Consider the following 22,336-nt stretch of genomic DNA (forward strand, 5'->3'; position numbering starts at 1 on the left):
AAGGCCGTTGAAGAAAATCCGCAAGGGGCCGGATCGGCCCCTTGCGGAGCCATTGACGCGCCGGTCCCGGCCCAGGCGGCGCACCCAGCGGCGCGTGCGATAAAATTTCGCGTGATTACAATCATTTGCGCTTACATCGAAAACGAAAAATTAGGTCTTTGCCGCGAGCATTGCCGCGTCAGTCACTTCGGCTCGGCCGGTAATCAAATGGATGGACTGCTCGATTCCGTCGGCGATCTGACCGACGCACGCGACAAGGACTCACTGGAGCAGAGCCTCGCGGCGGCGATGTTCGATCTCCTCGGTGCGGCGCGGCTCGTCCTGTGGCGGCTATCGCGGCAGAACGACGCCGTGGTCTTGCGCCGGCGCGTCTCCCTTGGCGGGAGCGGCGGAGAGAGCGCGGCGCACGACTCTGGCGACGCGGCGCCGCGCAGCAAGCTCGACTCCTGGCCCGAGCTTCATGCCTGTTATGCCGCCCGCGCCAATCTGCGGTGGCCAGCGGGAGCCAATGGCCTTTGTCGGCACGCCTTTCCTATCCTCGATAGCCGGGAGCCGATTGGCATTCTTGAGATTTTGCGCCCGGACGCGCTGACTGAAGAACAGGAACGGCTCGTTCTGGGCCTTCTGCGCGTCTATCGCAATCATCTGGGACTGCTGGACGACACCGACTGCGACGAACTGAGCGGCCTTCTCAATCGTCGCACTTATGACGAGACGTTCAGAAAGGTCTCGACCCGAGCCTTTGGGGACGACACGGCTGGCGGCGGCTTCATCGCCGTCATCGACATCGACCACTTCAAGCGCATCAACGACGCCTTCGGCCACCCCTATGGCGACGAGGTGATCGTGCTGCTGTCGCGGCTCATGTCCGCGCATTTCCAGGATACGCATTATCTTTTCCGGTTTGGCGGCGAGGAGTTCGTCGTTCTCCTGGACGGCATGACCTCAGCGGAGGCGCGCGCGACTCTGGAGCGTCTCCGCGCGACGGTCGAAAGCTTCCCCTTTCCGCAGGTCGGCAGCGTCACGGTCAGCCTGGGCTTCAGTGAAATCCGTCCCGGCGACACCGGGGCCGCCGCCTTCGGCCGCGCCGACCAGGCCTTGTATTTCTCCAAACGGAACGGCCGCAATCAGCTATTCTCCTACGAAGAGCTGGTGGCGGCGTGCGAACTGGTCGATCACACGCGAGCGGCCGACGAGGTCGAGCTATTTTGACCTTGCGGGGAATTCCGCGCTACGCCCCTTCCGCCCGCGCCAGCCGGTCGAACGCCCCGAGCACCATCGCCTTCTTGTCGAAGTTGAACACTTCCGTCTCGCGGGCGAGGTCGCGGATCTCGTCCCAGGCGCGGGCGTAGCCAATGAGGCGCGCGGGCGGGGCGCCGTCCCGTGAGAGCGTTTTCACCCGCGCATCGAGATGCCGCTCCAGCGCGCGCATGAAGGTCTCATAGGCGTCTTCATTGCTGCGCCCGGTCAGCTTGTCGGCGAGCAGATGCACGCCCAGCCAATCGACGCGCGGCAGGCTTTGCAGCAGGCGGGCGACAGCGGCGTCGAAGGCCATGGCGTCGCCGCCGAGCAGGCGCAACGTCTCGCGAACGGAGCCTTCGGCCCGGCCGGCGGCGGCGGCGATCTCATCCCCCCGCCCGCTCCAGGGCGATCCGAGCCCCTCGACCGCCGCGACGGTCTCCTCCTGCGTCAGCGCGCCGAGCATGAGCTTTCGGCACCGCGAGCGGATCGTCGGCAGAACCCGGCCCGGCTGATGCGCCACCAGCAGAAACAGCGACCGCTCCGGCGGCTCCTCGATGAGCTTGAGGAGCGCGTTGGCGGCGTTCCTGTTCAGATCGTCGGCGCAGTCGATGATGGCCACGCGCCAGCCGCCGGCGCCGGAGGCCCGATGGAAGGCCCGCGTGATCTCGCGGACGTCATCGACCCTGATCTCGGTGAAGTGCTTCGGAGGCTTCGCCTTCTCGTTCCACTCACGCCGCAGCAGGAAGATGTCGGCGAGCGCCAGGGTCGCGATGCGCCGCGCGGCGGGATGCTCCTCGGGCACGACAAGCGACGAGGCGTTCTGCACCTCCGGCGAGGCCGGGTCGGGATGGGCGAGCAGGAAACGCGCCACGCGCCAGGCGAGCGTCGCCTTGCCGATCCCCTCCGGGCCGCCGATGATCCAGGCCTGCGCCAGACGGTTGCGCCGATAGGCGTCGAGCAGCTCGCGCTCGGCCGCCTCGTGGCCGAAGAAGGCGAGCGTCTCGCGCGGATGCGGCGCGCCCTCGAAACGGTCGCTCTCGGGCGGACCGGCAAGCTCCTTTTTCATTGCGCGGCGGCGGCCTGCGTGTCCAGAAAACGCGAATCGACGATCTGGCGGATGGCACGCGCCACCTCGTCCACAGGCCGGGAGGCGTCGATCACGCAGCAGCGTTCCGGTTCCTGCTCGGCTATGTCGAGAAAGGCGCGGCGCAGACCCTCGTGGAAGGCGCTGTCCTCCGCCTCGAAGCGGTCGGCCCTCAGCCCCGTGGCTTCGCGGCGGCTGGCGGCGCGGGCCATGCCCTGTTCGTGCGGCAGATCGAGAATGAAGGTCAGATCGGGCCGAGTGTCGCCAATCGCCGCCTGTTCGAGAAGCGCAAGCGTTCCCGCGTCCACCCCGCCCCGCGCGCCCTGATAGGCGCGCGTCGAGTCGGCGAAGCGATCGCATAGCACATAGGCGCCGCGGGCGAGCGCCGGCGCAATGATCTGCCCCACATGGTCGATTCGCGCGGCTGCGAAGAGCGCCGCCTCGGCCAGCGGGCCGAGCGGCGCGATGCGGCCGGAGAGCAGAACCTTGCGCAGCGCCTCGGCCTTGGACGTGCCGCCGGGCTCGCGCGTCGTCACGACCTCGAGCCCACGGGCGCGCAGATGCGCCGCGAGGCGGTCAAGCTGCGTCGATTTGCCGACGCCCTCGCCGCCCTCGAAGGTGATGAAGCGGCCCTTTTCGGCTCCGGTCATTTCTTCGCCAGCAGCTTCTCGTGGATCTTGGCGGCCGCATATTCGTAAACGGCGTCGAAGGCCCGCCTCGACAGCGACCCTTCATCCACCGCCGCGCTCGCCTCGAGCGGCTGCTCCAGCACGACATTGGCGCCCCGCCTGACTTCGAGCCGGCCGATCTTCTGGCCTTCGGCCACCGGCGCAATCACCGGCCCCTCATAGACGATCTTGCCCGTGAGCCGCTCCGTGGCGCCGCGCGGCAGAAGCACCTTCACGTCGCTCTTGGAGACAAGGTCGATCGAGCCCTGTGTGCCGCCATAGACCTGCGCCGGCCCGACCGGCTCGCCGGCCTTGAACAATTCCTTCTCCTCGAAATTGCGGAAGCCCCATTGCAGGAGCTTGCGCGCTTCCTCGGCGCGCTCCTTGGCGGTCTTGGCGCCGTAGACCGCGACGATCAGCCGGCGGCCGTCCTGAACGGCCGAGCCGACCATGCCGAAGTCGCCCTTCTCGATATTGCCGGTCTTGAGCCCGTCCGCGCCGATGCTCATCGTGAGCAAGGGATTGCGGTTCTGCTGGCGGATGTTGTTCCAGGTGAACTCTTTCTCGCCGAAATATTTGTAGAAGTCGGGATAGGTCTGGATCACGTGGAGGGCGAGCTTCGCCATTTCGCGGGCGGTGACCTTCTGGTCGTCGCTCGCCTTGCCCCACGGATTGCCGAAGCGCGATTTCACGAGGCCGAGCTCGGAGGCGCGCTTGTTCATGCGTATCACGAAGGCTTCCTCAGAGCCTGCGAGGCCCTCCGCCAGAACGAGAGCCGCGTCATTGCCCGAGACGATCACCAGCCCGCGCAGTAGATCTTCCACGCTGGCGCTGCTGTTGACCTTGAGGAACATGGCGGAGCCGCCCGCGGGGGCGCCGCCGTTCCTCCAGGCATATTCGGAAACCGGGAATTGGTCGGTGAGCTTGAGGCGGCCCTCGGCCAATTCGCGGAAGACGAGTTCGGCGGTGAGGATCTTCACCGTCGAGGCGGGGGTCGCCAGTTCGTCCGCGCCTTTTTCGAAAAGCACCGTGTTGGTCGCCGCGTCGATCAGGATCGCCTGCGGAACGCTTGTCTGGAAAGGCTGCGCCCGCACCGCGCCGGCGATCAGCACCGCAAAAAGAAACAGAAGATAAGAAATGATTTTCCGGGTTTTGCGCTCAAACAAGGCGTACGCTCCGCTCGCTTGCGACGCCCTCACCCGGCGACGCAAGCAGAGAATGGCCCCGCGAACGCGAAAATGCAACGCGGCACGCCTGTCTACGCAGGCGCTTCAGTTGGCCGCGTGACGCAGCGGGGGCTTGGGCGCCGATACTTCGCTATGGCCGAAAGATTCGGGCCGAACGGGCGGCAGGGGCGCCGTCTGAAAGGCTTTCATCGCGCGCGCCGGCGCGGCGGGGGCCTCCGCCTCCGCTTTCTCCTCCGCCGCATTGCTGGCCGCCTGCGCCGCAGAGGCAGCTGCGGCCTCCGTCTCGGCATAGGCCATCATCTCGACCTCGCCGACGACGGGCTGCGTCGCGGGAGTATTCTCCTCCTGCGCCCGCTCCGCCAGCGCCGCCGTGCGCAGCGGGTCCTGCTTCGAGGCGACCATGACCGGGGCGGCGCCCTCGATCTGCGCCGGTTCGCCGTCGTCCCGCAAGGTGGCGAGAAGCCGGGCGTCGTCGTCGCCGGCGAGTTCGGCCTTGCCGACCCACTCGACCTTCACCCGCGCCATTCCGACCGAGCGGAAATCCAGCGCCTCCGCCACGCGCTGCGAGACATCCATCACGCGGTGGCCGTGATAAGGCCCGCGGTCGTTCACGCGGACGATGATCGAGCGGGAGTTCTTCATATTGGTGACGCGCGCGTAGCTCGGCAGCGGCATCGTCGGATGCGCCGCTGAAATCGAGTCGCGGTCGAAAATCTCGCCGTTGGCCGTGCGGCGACCATGGAAATCCGACCCATACCAGGAAGCCGTGCCGGTGGCGGTATAGGGTTTCTCGTTCGGCACATAGGTCAGGCCGGCGATTTTATAGGGCTTGCCGACCATATAGGCGCCGCCGCCCTTGGGCACCTCCTCGCCATCGACCACCACGCGGGGGCTCGGGCGGACGCCATAACGAGGGTCGACATGGCTGAGGCCGGCCACGCCCGGATAGCGGGGCGAGGTCGCCGTGGACGCGCAACCGGCAAGGGAAGCCAGGGAGAGGAAGAGGATCGACCGGCGAAGAGAGACGACCGTTTGCTCAACAGGGCTCAACAAGCAATCACGCTCCCGGGACACGGCAAATCGCATCGAAACGGTCCTTGTCGAAGGCGACGTTCGGGCGGCCGCTATCGGAATATCGTTCACATCCGACATGGTGGCGGATTGCGCAGGACGCATCCCCTGCCCAGCCGATGACGAAGCGAACGCCGAGAGTTTCCCCCGAAAGTCTGAAGTCGACGTTAACGACACGGTTCGGCCTTGGCGGAAAGGCGGCTGAAATCTGGCGAAAATCAGACATTGCCCCCAGCTTGCGCCCAAGCAGGCCTTTTCGGAACGGCTGTGGCCACGGCGCCACAGTTATCGTTAACGCGCGTCGGCGCGAGCCATATCGACAAGGCGCGCCTCCACCCGCTCGACGCCGCGGAAGCTGTTGGGCGACAGCCGCGCCGCCACATGGAACAGTTCGCCCCGCCCTTTTAGCAGCGCGTCGCCGAGCGGCGCGCCGACGCACCGAAACGCGATGGTCTCGAGAGCGGCGCCGTCGCCCGAGCGCAGCCGCGCGCGGATGTGGCGCTCGCCGACGATCATGGCGTCGATCAGCCGATGCTCCGGCAGGACGAAGACAGGCTCGGGATTCCCCTGCCCGAATGGGCCAGCCCTCTCCACCCGGCGCAGGAGATCGAGGCCGACCCCGCGCGCCGAGAGCGCGGCGTCTATGACGAGCGCGTCGGCGCCCCGCGCCGCCTCGACGGCGTCGGCGAGCGCGTCGTCCATAAAGGCGCGGAAGTCGGCGAGCTTCTCGCGAGAGAGGGTCACGCCCGCCGCCATGGCGTGGCCGCCGCCCTTGACCGCGAGGCCCAGCTCGACCGCTTGCCGAACGGCCTTGCCGAGGTCGACGCCAGTTAAACTTCTACCAGAACCTGTTCCCGTTTCTCCATTGAAAGCAATGGCGAACGCAGGAAAGTTGAAGCGGTCCTTGAGCCGTGAGGCGATCAGGCCGACGACGCCCGGATGCCAGTGATCATCCTCGACGACGATGCAGGACAGGCGGTTGGTTTTCGTGAAGAGCAGCTCGGCCCTGGCGATCGCCTCCTCCAGCGCGGCGCTCTCAATGACCTGCCGCTCGCCATTCAGCCGGTCCAGTTCGCGCGCGATGCGAGCGGCTTCGATCGGATCGGACAAGGTGAGGAGCCGCGCGCCGAGCCCGGCGTCGCCGATGCGCCCGCCGGCGTTGATCCGCGGCCCCAACGCGAAGCCAAGATGATAGGCGCGCGGCGGCCCATCCATTCGGGCGGCGTCCATCAGCGCGGCGAGCCCCGTCCGGGCGCGGTTACGCATCACCGCGAGGCCCTTCGCGACGAAGGCGCGATTGAGCCCCTTGAGCGGCGCCACGTCGGCGACGGTGGCGAGCGCCACGAGATCGAGCGCGGCGAGAAGGTCGGGCGCCGGACGCGTCTCCGTCCAGAACCCCTGCCCCCGAAGCCGCCGCGTCAGACCGGCGAGCGCCAGAAACACGACCCCGGCCGCGCACAGCCCGCCCTGGCCTGAAAGATCGTCCTGCCGGTTTGGATTGACGATGATAGCGGCAGGCAAGGCTTCGGGGGCCTGATGATGGTCGAGAACGATCACATCCATCCCGAGGCTTTTGGCCACGGCGAAGGGCTCGTGGCTCACCGTGCCGCAGTCCACCGTGACGAGGAGCGTCGCCCCCTTGGCGGCGAGGGCGCGGATGGCGTCGGCGTTGGGGCCATAGCCCTCGAAGATGCGGTCTGGAATGTGAAGCAGCGGCTCCGGCGCCCCGGCGGCGCGCCAGTAGTCGACGATGAGCGCGGAGGAACAGGCGCCGTCCACGTCGTAGTCACCGAAAATGGCGATCTGCTCCCCGGTCTCCATGGCGTGGGCCAGCCGCTCCACAGCCTCGTCCATCGCGGTCAGAGTCGACGGGTCGGGCATCAGATCGCGCAGCGCCGGATCGAGATAGCGCGCGGCCTCGGCGACGCCGACGCCCCGGCCGGCAAGCACGCGCGCGAGGAGATCGTCGAGCCCATGCGTCTGGGAGAGCGCGAGCGCCGCCGCCTCGCCGGCCGCATCCAGCCGCGCCCGCCAGGGACGGCCCAGGACGGAGCGTTCGACGCCCAGAAAGGCGCGTGGGGGAGCAATCATTTCAGACATTGCGTCAACTGGACGGGACGCCCGGCTTTTTTTGAGGCCGGGCGGCGGAAATCCACAGGAAACCGCGCCACGTCACAGCACGACCTTGACCCCATAGGCGCCGAGCGCCGTCATGACGCCGCCAAAGACCAGCGACACGCCCATGGCGGAGACGAAAAAGCCGACGATGCGGGTGACGGCGTCGATCCCTGTGCGCCCGAGCCACTTCACCAGCCGCCCGGCGAAGGCGAGACAGAGATAAGTGACGAAGACTGCGAGCGCGCCGGCGCTCAGTATGGCGGCGTAAGCCGAGATTTCGCTGGGCGATTTCTCGATCGTCGCCATCAGGCCGAGCACGGTGGCGATGACGCCGGGGCCGAACATCAGCGGCATGGCGAGCGGCATGAAGGCGATATTGGCCTCAGGGCCGGGGTCGAGAAAGGAGCTGTTGCCGGACGACGGCGTAAAGAGCGCGAAGCCGATGCGGGTCAGAACGATGCCGCCGGCAATCCGCACCATGGGAAGCGACACGCCGAAGATCTTCAGCACAAACGCGCCGAAGAACAGGAAGAAGAGGATCAGGAGCGCCGTATAGAGCGAGGCGCGAAAGGCGATCCCGCGGCGACCGGCGGCGTCCCTGTCATGGGTCAGAGAGAGAAAGACGGGCAAGACCTCGAACGGGTTGATGACCGCAAGCAGCGTCGTGAAGGAGGTGAAGAAAAGCTGGAGATTGCCGGCGATCACGTTCGCTCCTGGAGAATGAACCCCCCGCAAGGCGGATGGGTTTTCAGGCAGGGACATCGTCGGCGGCCCTTGTCCGTCCCCGAGCCCACGAGGCGACATGGCCCGCAACACATGCAAAGGTCAAGCGATGAGCGACGCGATTCTTCTCGAGGCAGACGGCGACCGCGCCGAAATTTCTCCTTTTGGGGCAGAGATTTCCGCCTGGCGGGCGGATGGCGTGGACATGATCTGGGCGAAGGACCCGAAGATCTGGGACCAGACTGCGCCTGTTCTTTTCCCCGTCGTGGGCTGGACGCGCGACGGGCGCGTCACCGTCGAGGGCAAGACCTATCCGCTGGCGCTCCACGGCTTCGCCTGGAAAAAATGTTTCGAGATCGCGGAGAGGCGTCCCGATTATCTGCGGCTCGTGCTGCTGGACGACGCCGAGACCCATGCGCTCTATCCGTTCGCCTTTCGGTTCGAAGTCGAGTTCCAGCTCCGCAAGGGCGCGCTGGACAATAATCTCATCGTCACGAACACGGACCCGCGGCCCCTGCCCTACGCCTGCGGCCTGCATCCCGCCTTCCGCTGGCCCCTCGCCGGCTCGGGCGCCGAGCACGCCATCATTTTCGAGAAGCCGGAAAATCCCGACGTGCCGATCATCGGACCGGGCGGCCTCTTCTCGAAGCCTGCGCGCCGAACTCCGCTCGAAGGGAACCGCCTGCCGCTCGAGCCGCAGATGTTCGCCCGCGACGCCTTGTGCTTCCTGAATATCGACAGCCGAAGCCTCGTCTTCGACAATGGGGCCGGCGCGCGGCTGAAAGTGACGCTCGACGACTTCCCCCATGTCGGCTTCTGGACGCTGCCGCCGGCGCCCTATCTCTGTATCGAACCCTGGACCGGATATGGCGACCCGGAGGATTTTCACGGCGATCTCTACCAGAAGCCCTCCATGCGTATTCTCGCGCCTGGGGCCCGGGCGCGGCACGGCGCGCGTTTTGCCTTTGAGCGGAACCCCGCTTCCGGTTAGGAAATGAGATCGTTCCACATCGGGGAATCGCTTTTCATGACCATCGCCGCCAGCGTTATCGAGGCCATTGGCCGCACGCCGCTGATCGAATTGCGCGCCGCGTCCAAGGCCACGGGTTGCCGCATCCTCGGCAAGGCGGAGTTCATGAATCCCGGCGGCTCGGTCAAGGATCGCGCCGCCCTCTTCATCGTGCAGGACGCCATCGCGAAGGGCGCGCTGAAGCCAGGCGGCGTCATCGTCGAGGGCACGGCGGGAAATACCGGCATCGGCCTCGCCCTCGTCGCCAACGCCATGGGCTTTCGCACGGTCATCGTCATCCCGGAGACCCAGAGCCAGGAAAAGAAGGACATGCTGCGGCTTCAGGGCGCGCAGCTCGTCGAGGTGCCGGCCGTCCCCTACGCCAATCCCAATAATTACGTGAAGGTCTCCGGCCGCCTTGCCGAGCGGCTGGCGAAGGAAGACCCGGCGGGGGCCGTCTGGGCCAATCAGTTCGACAATGTCGCCAACCGCGAGGCGCATATCGTCACGACCGGCCCGGAGATTTACGAGGAGCTCGGCGGCAAGGTCGACGGCTTCATCTGCGCCTGCGGGACGGGCGGGACGCTCGCGGGCGTCGGCATGGCGCTGAAGGCGCGCAATCCGGCGATCCGGATCGGCTTGGCCGACCCCTTCGGCGCGGCCCTGTATTCTTATTATACCAGCGGCGTGCTGAAGGCCGAGGGCTCCTCCATCACGGAAGGGATCGGTCAGGGCCGCATCACCGCCAATCTCGAAGACGCGCCGATCGACGTCGCCTATCAGATCCCCGACAGCGAGGCGCTCGACATCGTCTTCGCCCTCGCCGAGGAGGAAGGGCTGCTGCTCGGCGGCTCGTCGGGAATCAATGTGGCGGGCGCCATCCGCCTCGCCCGCGACCTCGGCCCCGGCCACACCATCGTGACGATCCTCTGCGACGGCGGCGCCCGCTACGCCTCGAAACTCTTCAACGTCGCCTTCCTGCGCAGCCAGAACCTGCCGACGCCGAAATGGCTGGAGAGGCAGGTCGCGATCGATCCGGGTTTCGTCTGATCTCGGCTCCTCCCGGTCTGGCTCAGTCGGGCCGAGCCATCATTTCCCGCGCCTGCGCCACATCTTCCGGCTCGTTCACATTGAAGAACGGGTCGCGCGGCGCGACGGGCCAGTCTACCGTTACATTCGGGTAGCGCGCGATGAAGGCCGAGACCTTGCGGACGCCCTCCTCCACCAGCGCCCGGCGCAGTTCCTCGCGCAGCGCGACGGGCCAGAGCGCCACCGCGTGATGGACCCGCCCGCCAGACGCCGCGACGGCGATCCGCGCCCCGGCGGCGTCGCGGGCCGCGTCGAGACGCTCGGCGAGATCGGCGGGCAGGAAAGGCGTATCGGCGGGGGCGCTGAGAATGTCCGTCACGTCCGGCCAGTGGGCGCGCGCGTAATCCAGTCCCGCCAGCACACCGGCGAGCGGGCCGGCGAATCCCTCGACGCTGTCGGAAACGACCGGCAGGCCGAAGGCGGAAAAGCGCGCGGGGTCGCCATTGGCGTTGAGAACAAGGCCGGCGCATTGCGGGCCGAGCCGCTCGATGGCGTGGGTGAGAATGGGGCGACCACCGAGCTCGAGAAGCGGCTTGTCGCCGCCGCCCATCCTGCGCGCCAGCCCGCCCGCGAGAAGAACGCCGCCACAATGCCGCATGGTCTCAGCCGCCCTTGCAAGAAAAGCCCCGAGGGTCGATCTACCTCAAAGCACGGTTTTACGGAAAGGAGCTTTCATGCTGTCTCGTCGCGCCCTTCTCGCCTCCCTCGCCTTTCTCGGCTCGCTTACGGCCGCCCTCGCCGCCGAGAAGCCCTTTACGCAGGAGGCGCTCGCGGCCGCGCAGGGCGCCGGCAAGCCGATCATCGTCCATGTCTATGCGCCCTGGTGCCCGACCTGCCGGGCGCAGGAGCCAATTCTTCACAAGCTTGAATCCGAGCCGAAATTCGCGGGCGCGGAGGCGTTTCGCGTCGATTTCGACGGGCAGAAGGACGCGGTTCGGGCGCTGAAGGCGAGCGCGCAAAGCACCATCATCGTCTTCAAGGGCGCAAAGGAGGTCGGCCGCTCGGTGGGCGAGACGAATCCAAAGGCCATCGCCGATCTGATCGACAAGGCGCTTTGAGGTGAGCGCCGGCGCCCTCGGCCTCGCTTTTGTCGCCGGGCTGCTCTCGGCGCTCTCCCCTTGCGTGCTGCCGCTGCTGCCGCTCGTTCTCGGCGCGGCGGCGGCCGAACACAAATGGGCGCCGGCCCTGCTCGCACTCGGCGTCGCGCTGTCCTTTGTCGTCATTGGTCTTTTCGTGGCGACAATCGGCTTTTCCATCGGGCTCGACGCGGGCGTATTCCGCACCGTCGCGGCGGCGCTGATGATGGCTGTCGGCGTCATTCTGCTTTTCCCCGCCCTGCAGGCGCGCGTCGCGGCGGCGGGCGGGCCGCTGAGCGATCGCCTGAACGCCGCTTTCGGCGGGGAACCATCTCGCGGGCTTTTCGGACAATTTACCGTCGGTCTTCTACTCGGAGCGGTGTGGAGCCCCTGCGTCGGCCCGACGCTCGGCGCCGCCTCCGTGCTGGCGGCGCGGGGCGAGGATCTCATCGCCGTCGCTGTGACCATGGGCGTCTTCGGCGCCGGCGCCGCGGCGCCCCTGCTCCTTCTCGGCCTTCTGTCGCGCAAGGCGTTCATGCACTGGCGAGATTCGCTGCTTGCGGCCTCCAAGCGCATGAAACAGGCGCTGGGGCTCGTCTTCCTGGCGCTCGGCCTGCTCGTCATCAGCGGCGCGGACAAATCTCTCGAAACCGTACTGGTCTCCGCCTCGCCCGAATGGCTCACGCAGCTGACGACGCGCTTCTGAGCGGCCGTTGACCCCCCGTTTCAAATCGTATCGCCCTAAGGGCTTGGTCCTTTAGCCAAAAATTAAAAGCGGCCGCGCTACAAAGTGGCCACTGTGTTGTTGTACGGTATGTGAGTTGACAAAATGACCGAGACGCATCGTCCGCGTGTCAAATATGTAATTGGACCCGACGGCAGCCCCCTGACCATCGCGGATCTTCCCCCGCCGACGACAAAGCGCTGGGTCATTCGCCGCAAAGCGGAAGTTGTCGCCGCCGTGCGCGGCGGGCTTCTCTCCCTCGACGAGGCATGCAGCCGCTACACGCTCACGGTCGACGAATTTCTGAGCTGGCAAATTTCAATCGATCAGCACGGCCTCGCCGGCCTGCGCACCACCCGCCTCCAGCAATATCGACTTTAAAAAATCTCCCATACGCCTCGGTCTATCGGGCCAGCCAAGCCCCTCCCTCTCTCGGGGTGGGTGGCCCCCCGCGGCGTCGCGCTCGCAGGGTTTGAGTTTCTTGCGCCTCGCGGATCGCGCCGGCAGCCCTGACGGCGCCCCGCGCGCGCCGATTCCCCGCTATGCGGGCGGCGGTTCTTCCGTCTCGCCTTCGACCGCGTGTCGCAATTTTTCGATCAGCTTCTTGCGCTCGAAAAGCGCCACCACGACGAGGGCCGCGAGAAGCGGGATGATAAGGTAGAACAGGCGCCAGACAAGAAGCGCGGCCAGAACCTGGAGACGCGGCACCTCGGGCATCAGATTGATGAAGATGAGCTCAAAGATGCCGAGGCCGCCCGGCGCGTGGGAGACCAGCGCCGCCGAGAAGGACAAAAGGAAGGCGCCGAGCACGACGACATAGCCGGGGTTCCCCTGCTCCGGCAGCGCGAAATAGATGATGCCCGCCGCGCCGATAAGTTCCAGCGGCGCCGCGAAGAGTTGGCGCACCATGATGTCGGGGCGCGGGTAAAGGATCTCGAAGCGGCCCAGCCGGAAGGGCCGAAAATGCATCAGCGAGCCCGCGACATAAAGCGCCACGAAGCCGAGGCAGATGAGCCCCACCGTGCGCGCCGTATGCGGATGGGTGAAAATATCCGGCAGGAAGCCAGCGAGGCGCTGCATCATGCCCGGATCGTAGGTCAGCAGAACGCCGCCGAGGAGAACATTGCCGAAGGCGAAGGTATAGGAGCACAGCACCACCAGCGCGGCGACCTGCGTCGCGGACAGGCCCTTGGTGGAATAGGCGCGATAGCGCACCATCGCGCCCGAAAAGACGCTGGCCCCGATATTGTGCGACAGCGCATAAGTGGTGAAGGAGCACATCGAGATGAACATCCAGGAGATGTGCTTTACCCCGAGATGCAGCAGCGCGATCCGGTCGTACCAGGCGAGCGCCGCATAAGCGACGAGCGTGGAGAGGAAGGCGAAGAGATAATCGGTCGGCGGTATGGCCTTGAGATTGGCCCAGACTTCGGTCCCCACCGACTCGCCCTGAAACTCATGGTAGAGCAGGTAAAAGGAGCCGACGACCGCAAGCAGCCCGACCACGGGCCAGAAATATTCCGCCAGTTTTCTCATGGAGCCTGTCGCGTTAGACCTATCGGGCGAGCTTAGAAAGCGAGGCCGCTACTGGCCTGTTCCCTCCCTCGCATGTAAGAGGTCCGCGAGCAAGCGCCAAGTGCCGCCGCATGGTGCATCGGCGCCGTGGGGAGCGACAAAAAAGTCCTGAAAACCAACCGGATGGACGCCATGAAGGATCTGATTTCGCGGGTCAAGGGCTTGATCCTCTCTCCCCAGAAGGAATGGGAGACCATCGAGACGGAACGAACATCCGTCCTGAGCCTTTACCGGGGGTATATTGTCATTCTCGCGGCGATCCCGCCTTTCGCGAGCTTTCTTGGCGCATGGTTCTTCGGCATGCGCGGGCTGCATCCGACATTTACGGCCGGCCTCTTTCGCGCCGCCGTGCAGTATCTGCTGAGCCTGCCGGCGCTGTTCGCCGTCGCTTTCGTGATCTCGATGGCCGCGCCCTTTTTCGACGGCAAGAGCGACGACCGCCGCGCGCTGGCGCTCGCCGCCTACTCCTATACGCCCGCCTGGCTGGCGGCCGCCTTTGGCCTGGTGCCCGGCCTTCGCTTCCTCGACGTGCTCGGCTTCTACGGCATTTATGTTTTCTCGCTCGGCCTCAACCGCATGATGCGCGTGCCGAAGGATAATCTTGACGTGTTCACCCTGGTTGCGCTGTTCCTCACCGTAGCCATGGGCGCGCTGCACGCCTGGATCGTCTCGACGATCGCGCCGCAACAACTGATCTGAGCTAACAGGCCCGCGCGAAGGACAGCGCCTTTTTGATATCCTCCAGGGAGGCGGGCTTCGTCATGTGGAGGTCGAAACCCGCCTCGCGTGTGCGGCGGCGCGTCTCCTCGCCGCCCCATCCCGTGAGCGCGACGAGGGTCGCCGCCTTGCCCGCAGGGCTCGACCGCAGGCGGCGGGCGGTCTCGAAACCATCGAGGCCCGGCATTCCGAGATCGAGAAAGACGAGGCCGGGCAAAAAACTTTCGAAAGCCTCGATCCCTCGCGCGCCGTCATTTGCGGCGCGGACCTTCGCGCCCATGGCGCGCAGCAGCATGGACATGCTGAGCGCCGCATCTTCATTGTCGTCGATGACAAGCACGCGCTCTGGCGCCGGGGGGACTTCCCCGACGCCCACGTCCGTCGCCGCGCGCGCCGCGCCCTGCGCCAGTAAAGGCAGACGTAGAACGAAGCGGCTGCCCTGCCCGGGCCCGGCGCTCTCCGCCGTCGCGTCCCCGCCATGCATGGCGACCAGCGAGCGCACCAGCGCCAGGCCGATGCCCAGCCCCCCTTGCGCGCGGTCGCGGGTGCGGTCGACCTGGGCAAAAAGTTCGAACACATGCGGCAGCAAATCTGGCGGAATGCCGACGCCCGTATCGGTGACGCTCACCACCGCCTCGGCGCCGGACGCGTAAGCCTCGACCTCTACCCGCCCGCCGGGCTCGGTATATTTCGCGGCGTTGTTGAGAAGGTTGCAAATGACCTGCGTCAACCGAACCGGATCCCCCTCGACGTGAAGCGGCTGCTCCGGCGGCCGGACCATCAAGGCGATCCGGCTGGCGTCCAGAAAGGGCTCGCTCGCCTCGATGGCCTGCCGGATGACCTCGGCGATGTCGAGCGGCTCCATCTTCAGCTCGATCTTGCCGCTGCGGATGCGCGAAACCTCCATCAGATCGTCGACCAGCCGGACGATATGGTCGACCTGTCGCTCCATCATCTCCTGAACCCGGGGCGCCTTGGGGTCTCCCCCATCGAGCCTGCGCAAGAGCTGGAGGCCGCTGCGAATTGGCGCGAGCGGATTGCGCAGTTCATGCGCCAAGGTCGCCAGGTACTCGTCTTTCCGCCGGGCGGCGTCTCGCAGCGCCTGCTCCATCTTGAGCCGCTCCATCGCCATGGCGACAAGATGGCTCACTGCCTGCATGACTTCGATTTCGTCGAGCGTGAATGTCGGCCGCGATTTGGCGCCGAAGGAGAGCGTGCCGATGAGCTTGCGCTGTGACATCAGGGGGTGGCAGCAATAGGCCTGGACGCCATAGGATTTCACGAGCGCCGTGCGCACATCCTCCTCGCAGGAAATGTGCTCGGCGACGATGCGCTCCCGATCGCGCGCGACGCAGCCGCAAACGGCGACGCCGAAATCCAGATTTTCGATCTCCGCGGCCTGCGCTTCCGGGATGCCGGCATAGGCATTGAGGCGGAGACGGTTCGCGCTGTCGGCGAGAACGAAATTGAAGAAGACGTCGCAGTCGAGGAACTGCATCACCTCCGTGCAAAGTTCGGTGACCACTCCCTGGACGTCGCTCGACTGCAAGAGCCGCGCGGCCGTGTTCGAGAGAAGCTCGTTGCGGCGGACGTTCCACTGCAAGGCTTTCTCGGCCGACTTCCGGTCGGTGATGTCCTGCGTGATTCCGAAGCCGCCGATGAGATGGCCATGCTCGTCGAATTCGAGATCCGCTTTCTCGCGGACCCATTTGACGACGCCATCGACGATGATGCGATGTTCGATGTCATAGGGCTCGCCGCGCAAGGCGGCCATCCACCTTTCATCGACATAGGCGCGATCTTCTGGATGAACGGCCTCGAGAAAGGTCTGATAGGACTGCGGCGCGCCAGGCTCCGCGCCGAATATGCGGCTGTTTTCCTCTGACCAGGTAAGGATGTTCTGGCGTGAGTCGAGCCGCCACCAGCCGATCTGTCCGAGCTTCTGCGCGCGCGCAAAATTCTCGTAAGGCCCGATTCGCGGCGCAGGGGCGCCCTCGGACCGTCCCCTGTCGGGGTCGCCTCGACCGACAGCGCCCTCGGTCATCTCGCCCATCTTCCGCACCCGTAAGGGCATCTCCAAACCGGGAGTTTTCATCCGTCTGGAGGGCGCAGGCAAGCTTGGCGCTGCACATGAATTGTATCAGGACCGATCCGACCAGCGCGCCGCCGCAGCGTCGTCCTCGCTTTTGGCCGCCACCCAGCCGCCCTCGGAGCCATCCGTGCGCCGCTCCTTCTTCCAGAAAGGGGCGCGGGTCTTGAGATAGTCCATCATGAATTCCGCCGCGGCAAAGGCTTCGCCCCGGTGGCGCGCCGCCGCGACGACAAGCACGATGCGCTCGCCGGGGCGGATGGAGCCGTGGCGGTGGATCACCGTGAGGCCGACGAGCGGCCAGCGCGACAACGCCTCTTGGGCGACCCGCGAAATCTCCTCCTCGGCCATTCCGGGGTAATGTTCGAGTTCGAGCGCCGCGAGCGAACCGTCCTCGTCCCGGCACAGCCCGATGAAGGTCACGACCGCGCCGACATCCCGGCGTCCTTGGGTGAGCAGCGCCTCCTCGTGGGCGGGATCGAAATCGCCGGCCTGCACGCGAACCGTGGGAGACGCCATCAGCCGCCCGTCATCGGCGGGAAGAAGGCGATCTCGCGCGCGGCCGCGATCGGCGCGTCCGGGGCGGCGTGGGTCTTGTCGATGGCGGCGCGGATCGTTTTGGGATTGGCGAAGGCGGCGGCGTAGCCCTCGCCCCGCGCCGCGAGCCAATCCACGAGCTGGCGGACGGTTTCGATCTCGCCGGGCGGCGAAATTTCCTCTTCCGAGAGCCCGATCCGTTCGCGCACCCAGGCGAAATAGACGGCCTTCATGATCCCTTTTCTTCTCCGAAGTGGACGAAGGCCGCCTGCATGTAGTCCGCGCCCGTATAGAGCGTCAGCACGGCGGCGACCCAGAGCATGGCCGAGCCGATCTTGACGGCGCCGGGAATGACCGCCTCGCCAGCCGGACCGGCGATGAAGAAGCCGAGCGCCACGAGCTGAAAAGCCGTCTTCCATTTCGCAATTGCGGAAACGGGCAGACGCACCTTGAGCTCTGCGAGATATTCGCGCAGCCCCGAGACCAGAATCTCCCGGCACAGGATGATGATGGCGGCCCAGATCGTCCAGCCGACGAGCGTCTGATTGGCCACGACAGCCAGAATCGTCGCCGCGACGAGCAGCTTGTCAGCGATCGGATCGAGCATGCGGCCGATCGGCGATTGCTGCTGCCAGGCCCGGGCGAGATAGCCGTCCAGAAAGTCCGTGACGGCCGCGGCCGTGTAAACGCTGAGCGCAGCCCAGCGCGTCCACTCCTCGTTCGAGGCGAGGAGGAAGGCGGCCACCACCGGCACGGCGAGACACCGTCCGTAAGTGAGCAGATTGGGCAGCGCCAGGGCGTGAGAACGGCGCTTGGTCGTGACGGCGGTCTCGGTCATGTCAGCAAGGGAATAGGTCAGGCGTCTCTCTTGTCAATAGATGTAGCGGCGGCTTCGCCTTGCGGACGCAATTCTCCCGCGCCGCAATATGTTCGCTCAGTCCGGATCGAGCGCGAATTTCCCCGGCCCCGCGACGGCGAAGAACAGAAACACGAAACAGTAAAGAGCCGCGAGTTCGCCCTTGTTGTGGATCGGCCAGAACGACTGGAAGGCGTGAAAGCCGAAATAGGCCACCGCCATCTCCCCCGAGAGCACGAAAGCCGCCGGCCGCGTGAACAGGCCGAGCAGCAGCAGCGTCCCGCCCACGAGTTCGATGAGGCCGCCGACGCCAAGGAGGGAGAAAAGCTTCAGATCGTTGAACATGTCGACATGCGGATAGCCGAAGAGCTTCGCCGCTCCATGCTGCAGGAAGAGCAAGGCGGCGGCGATTCTCAACGCGCCCTGCGCGTGGGGCAGGTAGCGTTCCGGAATGATTCGAAGCGTCATCACGGGCCTCAGATGATCTTGGCCATGTCCTCGAAGGCGAGGCGGGGGCCGCGCGGATAGAGCTTGGCGCTGTCCCCATAGCCGATATTGATGAGAAAATTGCTCTTGATCTTCGTGCCGGCGAAAAATTCGGCGTCCACCTTCGCCTTGTCGAAGCCGCTCATCGGGCCGGCGTCGAGGCCGACGGCGCGCAGGGCGAGGATGAAATAGCCCGCCTGCAAGGTCCCGTTGCGAAACGCCGTCTCCTCGATCAGCGCGTCATTGCCGACGAACCAGGAGCGCGCGTCGGCTGCCGGGTAGAGATGCGGCAGCAGCTCAGGAAAACCGAGATCAAAGGCGATGATCGCGGTTGCTGGCGCGGCCATCGTCTTTTCGAGATTGCCGGGCGACATCGCCGGGGCGAGCCGCCGCTTCGCCTCCGGCGTACGAACGAAGAGAATGCGCAGAGGCGAGCAATTGGCGCTGGTCGGACCCCATTTGGCGTAGTCCAGCGCAAGCTCGAGGAGGTCGTCCGGGACCTCCTTGTCGACCCAGCCATTGTGCGTGCGCGCGGCTGTGAAGAGCTGCGCCATCGCCTCCGCCGAGAGTTGCTTCCCGTCAGCCACCTGCTTCTCCGATCCTCAAATGCCGCGCCCCTCCACCTCGAGGCGCAATTGTTCCTCGTGGCGCTGGAGCGCCGCGTCTCTGGGAGCAATATCGAGCGCCTTGCGATAGGCGTCGAGGGCGCGTTTCTTGTCCCCGGCTTTCTCGGAGAGCGCGCCGATCGTCTCCAGCGCGTCGAAGCGCCTCGGTTCGAGCCGCGCCGCCGTCTCCAGATCCGCCAGCGCCCCCGAAACGTCGCCGCCAGACGCGGCGACGCGCGCGCGGCGCACGAAGCCCTCCGGCCAGCGCGGCGACAAAGCGACCACGTAATCGAGCAGGGCTTTCGCGAGCCCTGGCGCGCCCGCAGTCTCCGCCGCGAGCGCCCGCGCGGCCAGCAGGTCGATCGTGTCGGAGCCGGACTGCGACCAGCGGCGCAGAATGGCCCCGGCGGCTCCATTGGCCTCGCGCTCGTCCTCCGCATTGGCGAGGCGATCGAAAAGACGGTTCAAGTCGCGCGCTTCCCGCTCCTCGGGGGAAAGGCGCGGCTCGGGCCTCGGCTGCGCGGCCCTGGGGCCCGCGCCCCTCTCGGGAGGAGGCCCCTCCAGATGTTCGCCGGGGAGAGCAGGCCCGAGGCCGCGGGCGCCGGGCGAGACCGGTATCTTGCCGATGCCGGGAATGAACAGAAAAGTTCCCCCGTCGGGGTCTTCCGAAAGCGCGGGCGGCCGGGCTTCCTGCGCGGCGACGGTCGCGGGTGCAAGCATGGCCAGAAGCGCCAGCGCGCGAAGTTTCATCATCAGTCTGCCGTCCAGTAACGCGGCCCGGCGCGCCCGCGCCGTGAATGTTTCGTTAACCGCAGCATACATGAAATTTCGTTAAAGCGGCGCCCGGTTCATTTTCGGTTCAGCCGCGGCGCCCCATCTCTTTCCTCGATATTCACGATTGTCCTTTACAGTCGCGATCATCACTTCGAGCACAAGCCTCGGCCCGCGCAAATACTCGAGCGCTGGCCCCTGGAGTTGGACCGATGACAGAGACCATCAGGCGTCTTTTGCAAGAAAACGGCCGCCTTCACACGCCGATCGAGACGCTCTCCGACAGCGCCGATCTTTACGAGGCGGGACTGACTCCCTTCGCCGCCATCCGCACCATGCTCGCGATCGAGGAGGCTTACGACGTCGAGTTTCCGGTCGCCATGCTTCGCCGGCAGAGCTTCGTCTCCGTCGAGGCCATCGCCGCCTGCCTCAACGAACTCTGCTCGGACGCCGATCGCAAGGCGGCGTAATTCGCTCAACGAAGCCCGAAAGCGCGCGCCTGTCCGGCGGCCTTTCGGGCTCGTTTTTTACGGTGCGTAAAGCTCCGAGAGCGGCAGTTCGATCCCCGGCCGCTGGAGCCGCCGGACGTCGGGGGAATGACCTCGACGACGACGACGCTCCAGGCAAGATATTCCTCGACAGTCATCCGGTCTTCGGTTTCGCCCGACATGAAGGCGAGAATATCGCTTTTTCCTCTGTCGGCCATAGGCGTTTTCGAGCCTCGCCGAGGTTGCGGGGGCGCGCAGGCTGGGCTATCGCCTCTATAGAAAATCGCCCAGCGAGAAAGATTTCGCCAATGCCTCCCTATCGCTCACGCACAACCACCCACGGCCGCAACATGGCTGGCGCGCGCGGCCTCTGGCGCGCCACGGGCATGAAGGACGAGGATTTCGGCAAGCCGATCATCGCCATCGCCAACAGCTTCACCCAATTCGTGCCGGGCCATGTGCATCTGAAGGACCTGGGACAGCTGGTCGCCCGCGAGGTCGAGAAGGCCGGCGGCGTCGCCAAGGAGTTCAACACCATCGCGGTGGACGACGGCATCGCCATGGGCCACGACGGGATGCTCTACTCCCTGCCCTCGCGCGAGATCATCGCGGACAGCGTGGAGTATATGGTCAACGCCCATTGCGCCGACGCCATCGTCTGCATCTCGAACTGCGACAAGATCACGCCCGGCATGCTGATGGCGGCGCTGCGCCTCAACATCCCGGTCGTCTTTGTTTCCGGCGGGCCGATGGAGGCCGGCAAGGTCGTGCTCGGCGGCAAGGAGCATGCGCTCGACCTCGTCGACGCCATTATCGCCGGCGCCGACGACAAGGTGGCCGAGAGCGACGTGAAGGCGATCGAACGCTCGGCCTGCCCCACCTGCGGCTCCTGCTCGGGCATGTTCACGGCCAACAGCATGAACTGCCTCACCGAGGCGCTCGGCCTCTCGCTGCCCGGCAACGGCACCACGCTCGCCACCCATGCCGACCGCAGGCGGCTCTTCGTCGAGGCCGGCCATCTCATCGTCGATCTCGCGCGCCGCTACTACGAGCAGGACGACGCGAGCGTGCTGCCCCGCTCCATCGCGAGCTTCGAGGCCTTCGAGAACGCCATCGCGCTCGACATCGCCATGGGCGGCTCGACCAACACCGTGCTGCATCTCCTCGCCGCCGCGCATGAGGCCGAGGTGCCCTTCACCATGTCCGACATCGACCGCATGTCGCGCCGCGTGCCGGTGCTCTGCAAGGTCGCGCCCTCCGTGCCGGACGTGCACATGGAGGACGTGCACCGCGCCGGCGGCGTCATCGCCATTCTCGGCGAGTTGCATCGCGCCGGCTTGCTGCACGGCAACCTGCCGACGGTGCACAGCGCCACCATGGCCGACGCCATCTCCCGCTGGGACATTGGCGTGACGACGAGCGAGACGGCGAAAACCTTCTTCCGCGCGGCGCCCGGCGGCGTGCCGACTCAGGTGGCCTTCAGCCAGGAGCGCCGCTTCGACGACCTCGACGCCGACCGCGCCAAGGGCGCGATCCGCGACGCCGCGCACGCCTTCTCGAAGGACGGCGGCCTCGCCGTGCTCTTCGGCAATCTCGCCGAGGACGGCTGCATCGTGAAAACGGCGGGCGTCGACGACTCGATCCTGAAATTCTCCGGCCCCGCCCGCGTGTTCGAGAGCCAGGATGCGGCCGTCTCCGGCATTCTGACCGGCGGCGTGAAGGAAGGCGACGTCGTCGTGATCCGCTACGAGGGACCGCGCGGCGGCCCCGGCATGCAGGAGATGCTCTATCCCACGAGCTATCTGAAATCGAAGGGGCTCGGAAAGGCCTGCGCGCTCATCACCGACGGGCGCTTCTCGGGCGGCACGTCCGGCCTCTCCATTGGCCATGTTTCGCCCGAGGCCGCCGAGGGCGGGACGATCGCGCTGGTGCGGGACGGCGACAGGATCGAGATCGACATTCCCAACCGCACCATCACTCTCGCCGTGAGCGAAGCGGAACTTTCCGAGCGCCGCGCGGTTCAAGCTACGAAAGGCTTCGCGCCCGCGAGCCCGCGCCACCGCAAGGTGTCCACGGCGCTGCGCGCATACGCCGCCATGACGACCAGCGCCGCGCGCGGCGCCGTTCGCGAGGTTCCCGAGACGTAAGGCGCGAGCCGCGCGGGCGCCCATTTGGGGCGCCCTTTCGGGGCGCCCGTTTCGGGCACGGCGGGCTGGCTTTT

General features: G+C 66.3%; 25 protein-coding genes. 9 read left to right on the plus strand and 16 right to left on the minus strand.

Annotated features, from left to right (window positions below):
• Positions 1–207: 207 nt before the first annotated feature.
• A complete protein-coding gene (locus WOC76_RS11600; protein WP_341106741.1) occupies positions 208–1,212 on the plus strand; it encodes a GGDEF domain-containing protein in 1,005 nt (334 codons plus the stop codon).
• A 19-nt stretch (positions 1,213–1,231) separates the two neighbouring features.
• On the opposite strand, the gene WOC76_RS11605 is transcribed toward WOC76_RS11600, so the two are convergent.
• The 6 genes from WOC76_RS11605 to WOC76_RS11630 form a co-directional block, all read right to left on the minus strand.
• Entirely contained in the window at positions 1,232–2,308 is a 1,077-nt protein-coding gene (locus WOC76_RS11605) for a DNA polymerase III subunit delta' (protein ID WP_341431423.1), read from the minus strand.
• Positions 2,305–2,976: a dTMP kinase gene (gene tmk, locus WOC76_RS11610; protein WP_341388446.1), complete on the minus strand. Its 672-nt coding sequence runs from the start codon at positions 2,974–2,976 to the stop codon at positions 2,305–2,307. The genes WOC76_RS11605 and tmk overlap by 4 nt, the downstream gene beginning before the upstream one ends.
• Positions 2,973–4,136 (minus strand): D-alanyl-D-alanine carboxypeptidase family protein, encoded by a 1,164-nt coding sequence (locus tag WOC76_RS11615; protein WP_341108787.1) that lies wholly within the window; start codon positions 4,134–4,136, stop codon positions 2,973–2,975. Before WOC76_RS11615 ends, tmk begins: the two co-directional genes overlap by 4 nt.
• Before the next feature lie 129 nt (positions 4,137–4,265).
• The gene (locus WOC76_RS11620) at positions 4,266–5,234 is read right to left on the minus strand and encodes a septal ring lytic transglycosylase RlpA family protein (protein ID WP_445730627.1); all 969 of its coding nucleotides are present in this window, start codon (positions 5,232–5,234) and stop codon (positions 4,266–4,268) included.
• Between the two features lie 309 nt (positions 5,235–5,543).
• Positions 5,544–7,352 (minus strand): single-stranded-DNA-specific exonuclease RecJ, encoded by a 1,809-nt coding sequence (gene recJ / locus WOC76_RS11625; RefSeq protein ID WP_341106736.1) that lies wholly within the window; start codon positions 7,350–7,352, stop codon positions 5,544–5,546.
• Between the two features lie 72 nt (positions 7,353–7,424).
• Complete coding sequence (locus tag WOC76_RS11630) at positions 7,425–8,075, minus strand: MarC family protein (protein WP_341106735.1); 651 nt, start codon at positions 8,073–8,075, stop codon at positions 7,425–7,427.
• A 127-nt stretch (positions 8,076–8,202) separates the two neighbouring features.
• Between WOC76_RS11630 and WOC76_RS11635 the strand changes: the two genes are divergently transcribed.
• Both WOC76_RS11635 and WOC76_RS11640 read left to right on the plus strand, forming a co-directional pair.
• A complete protein-coding gene (locus tag WOC76_RS11635; RefSeq protein WP_341106734.1) occupies positions 8,203–9,084 on the plus strand; it encodes an aldose epimerase family protein in 882 nt (293 codons plus the stop codon).
• 36 nt (positions 9,085–9,120) lie between these two features.
• Complete coding sequence (locus WOC76_RS11640; RefSeq protein ID WP_341106733.1) at positions 9,121–10,152, plus strand: cysteine synthase A; 1,032 nt, start codon at positions 9,121–9,123, stop codon at positions 10,150–10,152.
• Positions 10,153–10,174: 22 nt separating this feature from the next.
• On the opposite strand, the gene mobA is transcribed toward WOC76_RS11640, so the two are convergent.
• On the minus strand, positions 10,175–10,789 hold the full coding sequence (gene mobA / locus WOC76_RS11645) for a molybdenum cofactor guanylyltransferase MobA (RefSeq protein ID WP_341106731.1): 615 nt from the start codon (positions 10,787–10,789) through the stop codon (positions 10,175–10,177).
• A 76-nt stretch (positions 10,790–10,865) separates the two neighbouring features.
• Here mobA and WOC76_RS11650 point away from each other — a divergent pair, with 76 nt between their 5' ends.
• The 3 genes from WOC76_RS11650 (at position 10,866) to sciP (ending at position 12,372) form a co-directional block, all read left to right on the plus strand.
• The gene (locus WOC76_RS11650) at positions 10,866–11,249 is read left to right on the plus strand and encodes a thioredoxin family protein (RefSeq protein WP_341106730.1); all 384 of its coding nucleotides are present in this window, start codon (positions 10,866–10,868) and stop codon (positions 11,247–11,249) included.
• A gap of 1 nt (position 11,250) precedes the next feature.
• Positions 11,251–11,973, plus strand: a complete 723-nt coding sequence (locus tag WOC76_RS11655; protein WP_341388450.1) for a cytochrome c biogenesis CcdA family protein — start codon at positions 11,251–11,253, stop codon at positions 11,971–11,973.
• A 123-nt stretch (positions 11,974–12,096) separates the two neighbouring features.
• The gene (gene sciP, locus WOC76_RS11660) at positions 12,097–12,372 is read left to right on the plus strand and encodes a CtrA inhibitor SciP (RefSeq protein WP_341106728.1); all 276 of its coding nucleotides are present in this window, start codon (positions 12,097–12,099) and stop codon (positions 12,370–12,372) included.
• A 159-nt stretch (positions 12,373–12,531) separates the two neighbouring features.
• On the opposite strand, the gene WOC76_RS11665 is transcribed toward sciP, so the two are convergent.
• Positions 12,532–13,527 (minus strand): lysylphosphatidylglycerol synthase transmembrane domain-containing protein, encoded by a 996-nt coding sequence (locus WOC76_RS11665; protein WP_341106727.1) that lies wholly within the window; start codon positions 13,525–13,527, stop codon positions 12,532–12,534.
• A gap of 171 nt (positions 13,528–13,698) precedes the next feature.
• On the opposite strand from WOC76_RS11665, the gene WOC76_RS11670 reads away from it, so the two are divergent.
• Positions 13,699–14,265, plus strand: a complete 567-nt coding sequence (locus WOC76_RS11670) for a Yip1 family protein (protein ID WP_341106726.1) — start codon at positions 13,699–13,701, stop codon at positions 14,263–14,265.
• Position 14,266: 1 nt separating this feature from the next.
• Here the strand turns inward: WOC76_RS11670 and WOC76_RS11675 are convergent, their stop codons facing one another.
• From WOC76_RS11675 to WOC76_RS11705, 7 genes are all read right to left on the minus strand, one after another.
• Complete coding sequence (locus WOC76_RS11675) at positions 14,267–16,327, minus strand: hybrid sensor histidine kinase/response regulator (RefSeq protein WP_341431424.1); 2,061 nt, start codon at positions 16,325–16,327, stop codon at positions 14,267–14,269.
• Positions 16,328–16,423: 96 nt separating this feature from the next.
• Entirely contained in the window at positions 16,424–16,891 is a 468-nt protein-coding gene (locus tag WOC76_RS11680; protein WP_341106722.1) for a molybdenum cofactor biosynthesis protein MoaE, read from the minus strand.
• Complete coding sequence (gene moaD, locus WOC76_RS11685; protein ID WP_341106721.1) at positions 16,891–17,142, minus strand: molybdopterin converting factor subunit 1; 252 nt, start codon at positions 17,140–17,142, stop codon at positions 16,891–16,893. Before moaD ends, WOC76_RS11680 begins: the two co-directional genes overlap by 1 nt.
• On the minus strand, positions 17,139–17,747 hold the full coding sequence (gene pgsA, locus WOC76_RS11690; RefSeq protein ID WP_341106719.1) for a CDP-diacylglycerol--glycerol-3-phosphate 3-phosphatidyltransferase: 609 nt from the start codon (positions 17,745–17,747) through the stop codon (positions 17,139–17,141). Before pgsA ends, moaD begins: the two co-directional genes overlap by 4 nt.
• A gap of 96 nt (positions 17,748–17,843) precedes the next feature.
• Positions 17,844–18,233, minus strand: coding sequence for a DoxX family protein (locus tag WOC76_RS11695; RefSeq protein ID WP_341106718.1), 390 nt, complete (start codon positions 18,231–18,233; stop codon positions 17,844–17,846).
• 8 nt (positions 18,234–18,241) lie between these two features.
• The gene (locus WOC76_RS11700) at positions 18,242–18,838 is read right to left on the minus strand and encodes a malonic semialdehyde reductase (protein WP_341106716.1); all 597 of its coding nucleotides are present in this window, start codon (positions 18,836–18,838) and stop codon (positions 18,242–18,244) included.
• Between the two features lie 15 nt (positions 18,839–18,853).
• The gene (locus WOC76_RS11705; RefSeq protein WP_341106715.1) at positions 18,854–19,678 is read right to left on the minus strand and encodes a hypothetical protein; all 825 of its coding nucleotides are present in this window, start codon (positions 19,676–19,678) and stop codon (positions 18,854–18,856) included.
• A gap of 161 nt (positions 19,679–19,839) precedes the next feature.
• Between WOC76_RS11705 and WOC76_RS11710 the strand changes: the two genes are divergently transcribed.
• Positions 19,840–20,097, plus strand: coding sequence for an acyl carrier protein (locus WOC76_RS11710; protein WP_341106714.1), 258 nt, complete (start codon positions 19,840–19,842; stop codon positions 20,095–20,097).
• A gap of 5 nt (positions 20,098–20,102) precedes the next feature.
• Here the strand turns inward: WOC76_RS11710 and WOC76_RS11715 are convergent, their stop codons facing one another.
• Complete coding sequence (locus tag WOC76_RS11715) at positions 20,103–20,333, minus strand: hypothetical protein (RefSeq protein WP_341106713.1); 231 nt, start codon at positions 20,331–20,333, stop codon at positions 20,103–20,105.
• 90 nt (positions 20,334–20,423) lie between these two features.
• Between WOC76_RS11715 and ilvD the strand changes: the two genes are divergently transcribed.
• The gene (gene ilvD, locus WOC76_RS11720) at positions 20,424–22,262 is read left to right on the plus strand and encodes a dihydroxy-acid dehydratase (RefSeq protein WP_341106711.1); all 1,839 of its coding nucleotides are present in this window, start codon (positions 20,424–20,426) and stop codon (positions 22,260–22,262) included.
• The last annotated feature ends 74 nt before the right edge of the window (positions 22,263–22,336 follow it).

This window comes from Methylocystis sp. IM3 (genome assembly GCF_038070105.1).
In the GTDB taxonomy this organism is placed as follows: Bacteria; Pseudomonadota; Alphaproteobacteria; order Rhizobiales; family Beijerinckiaceae; genus Methylocystis.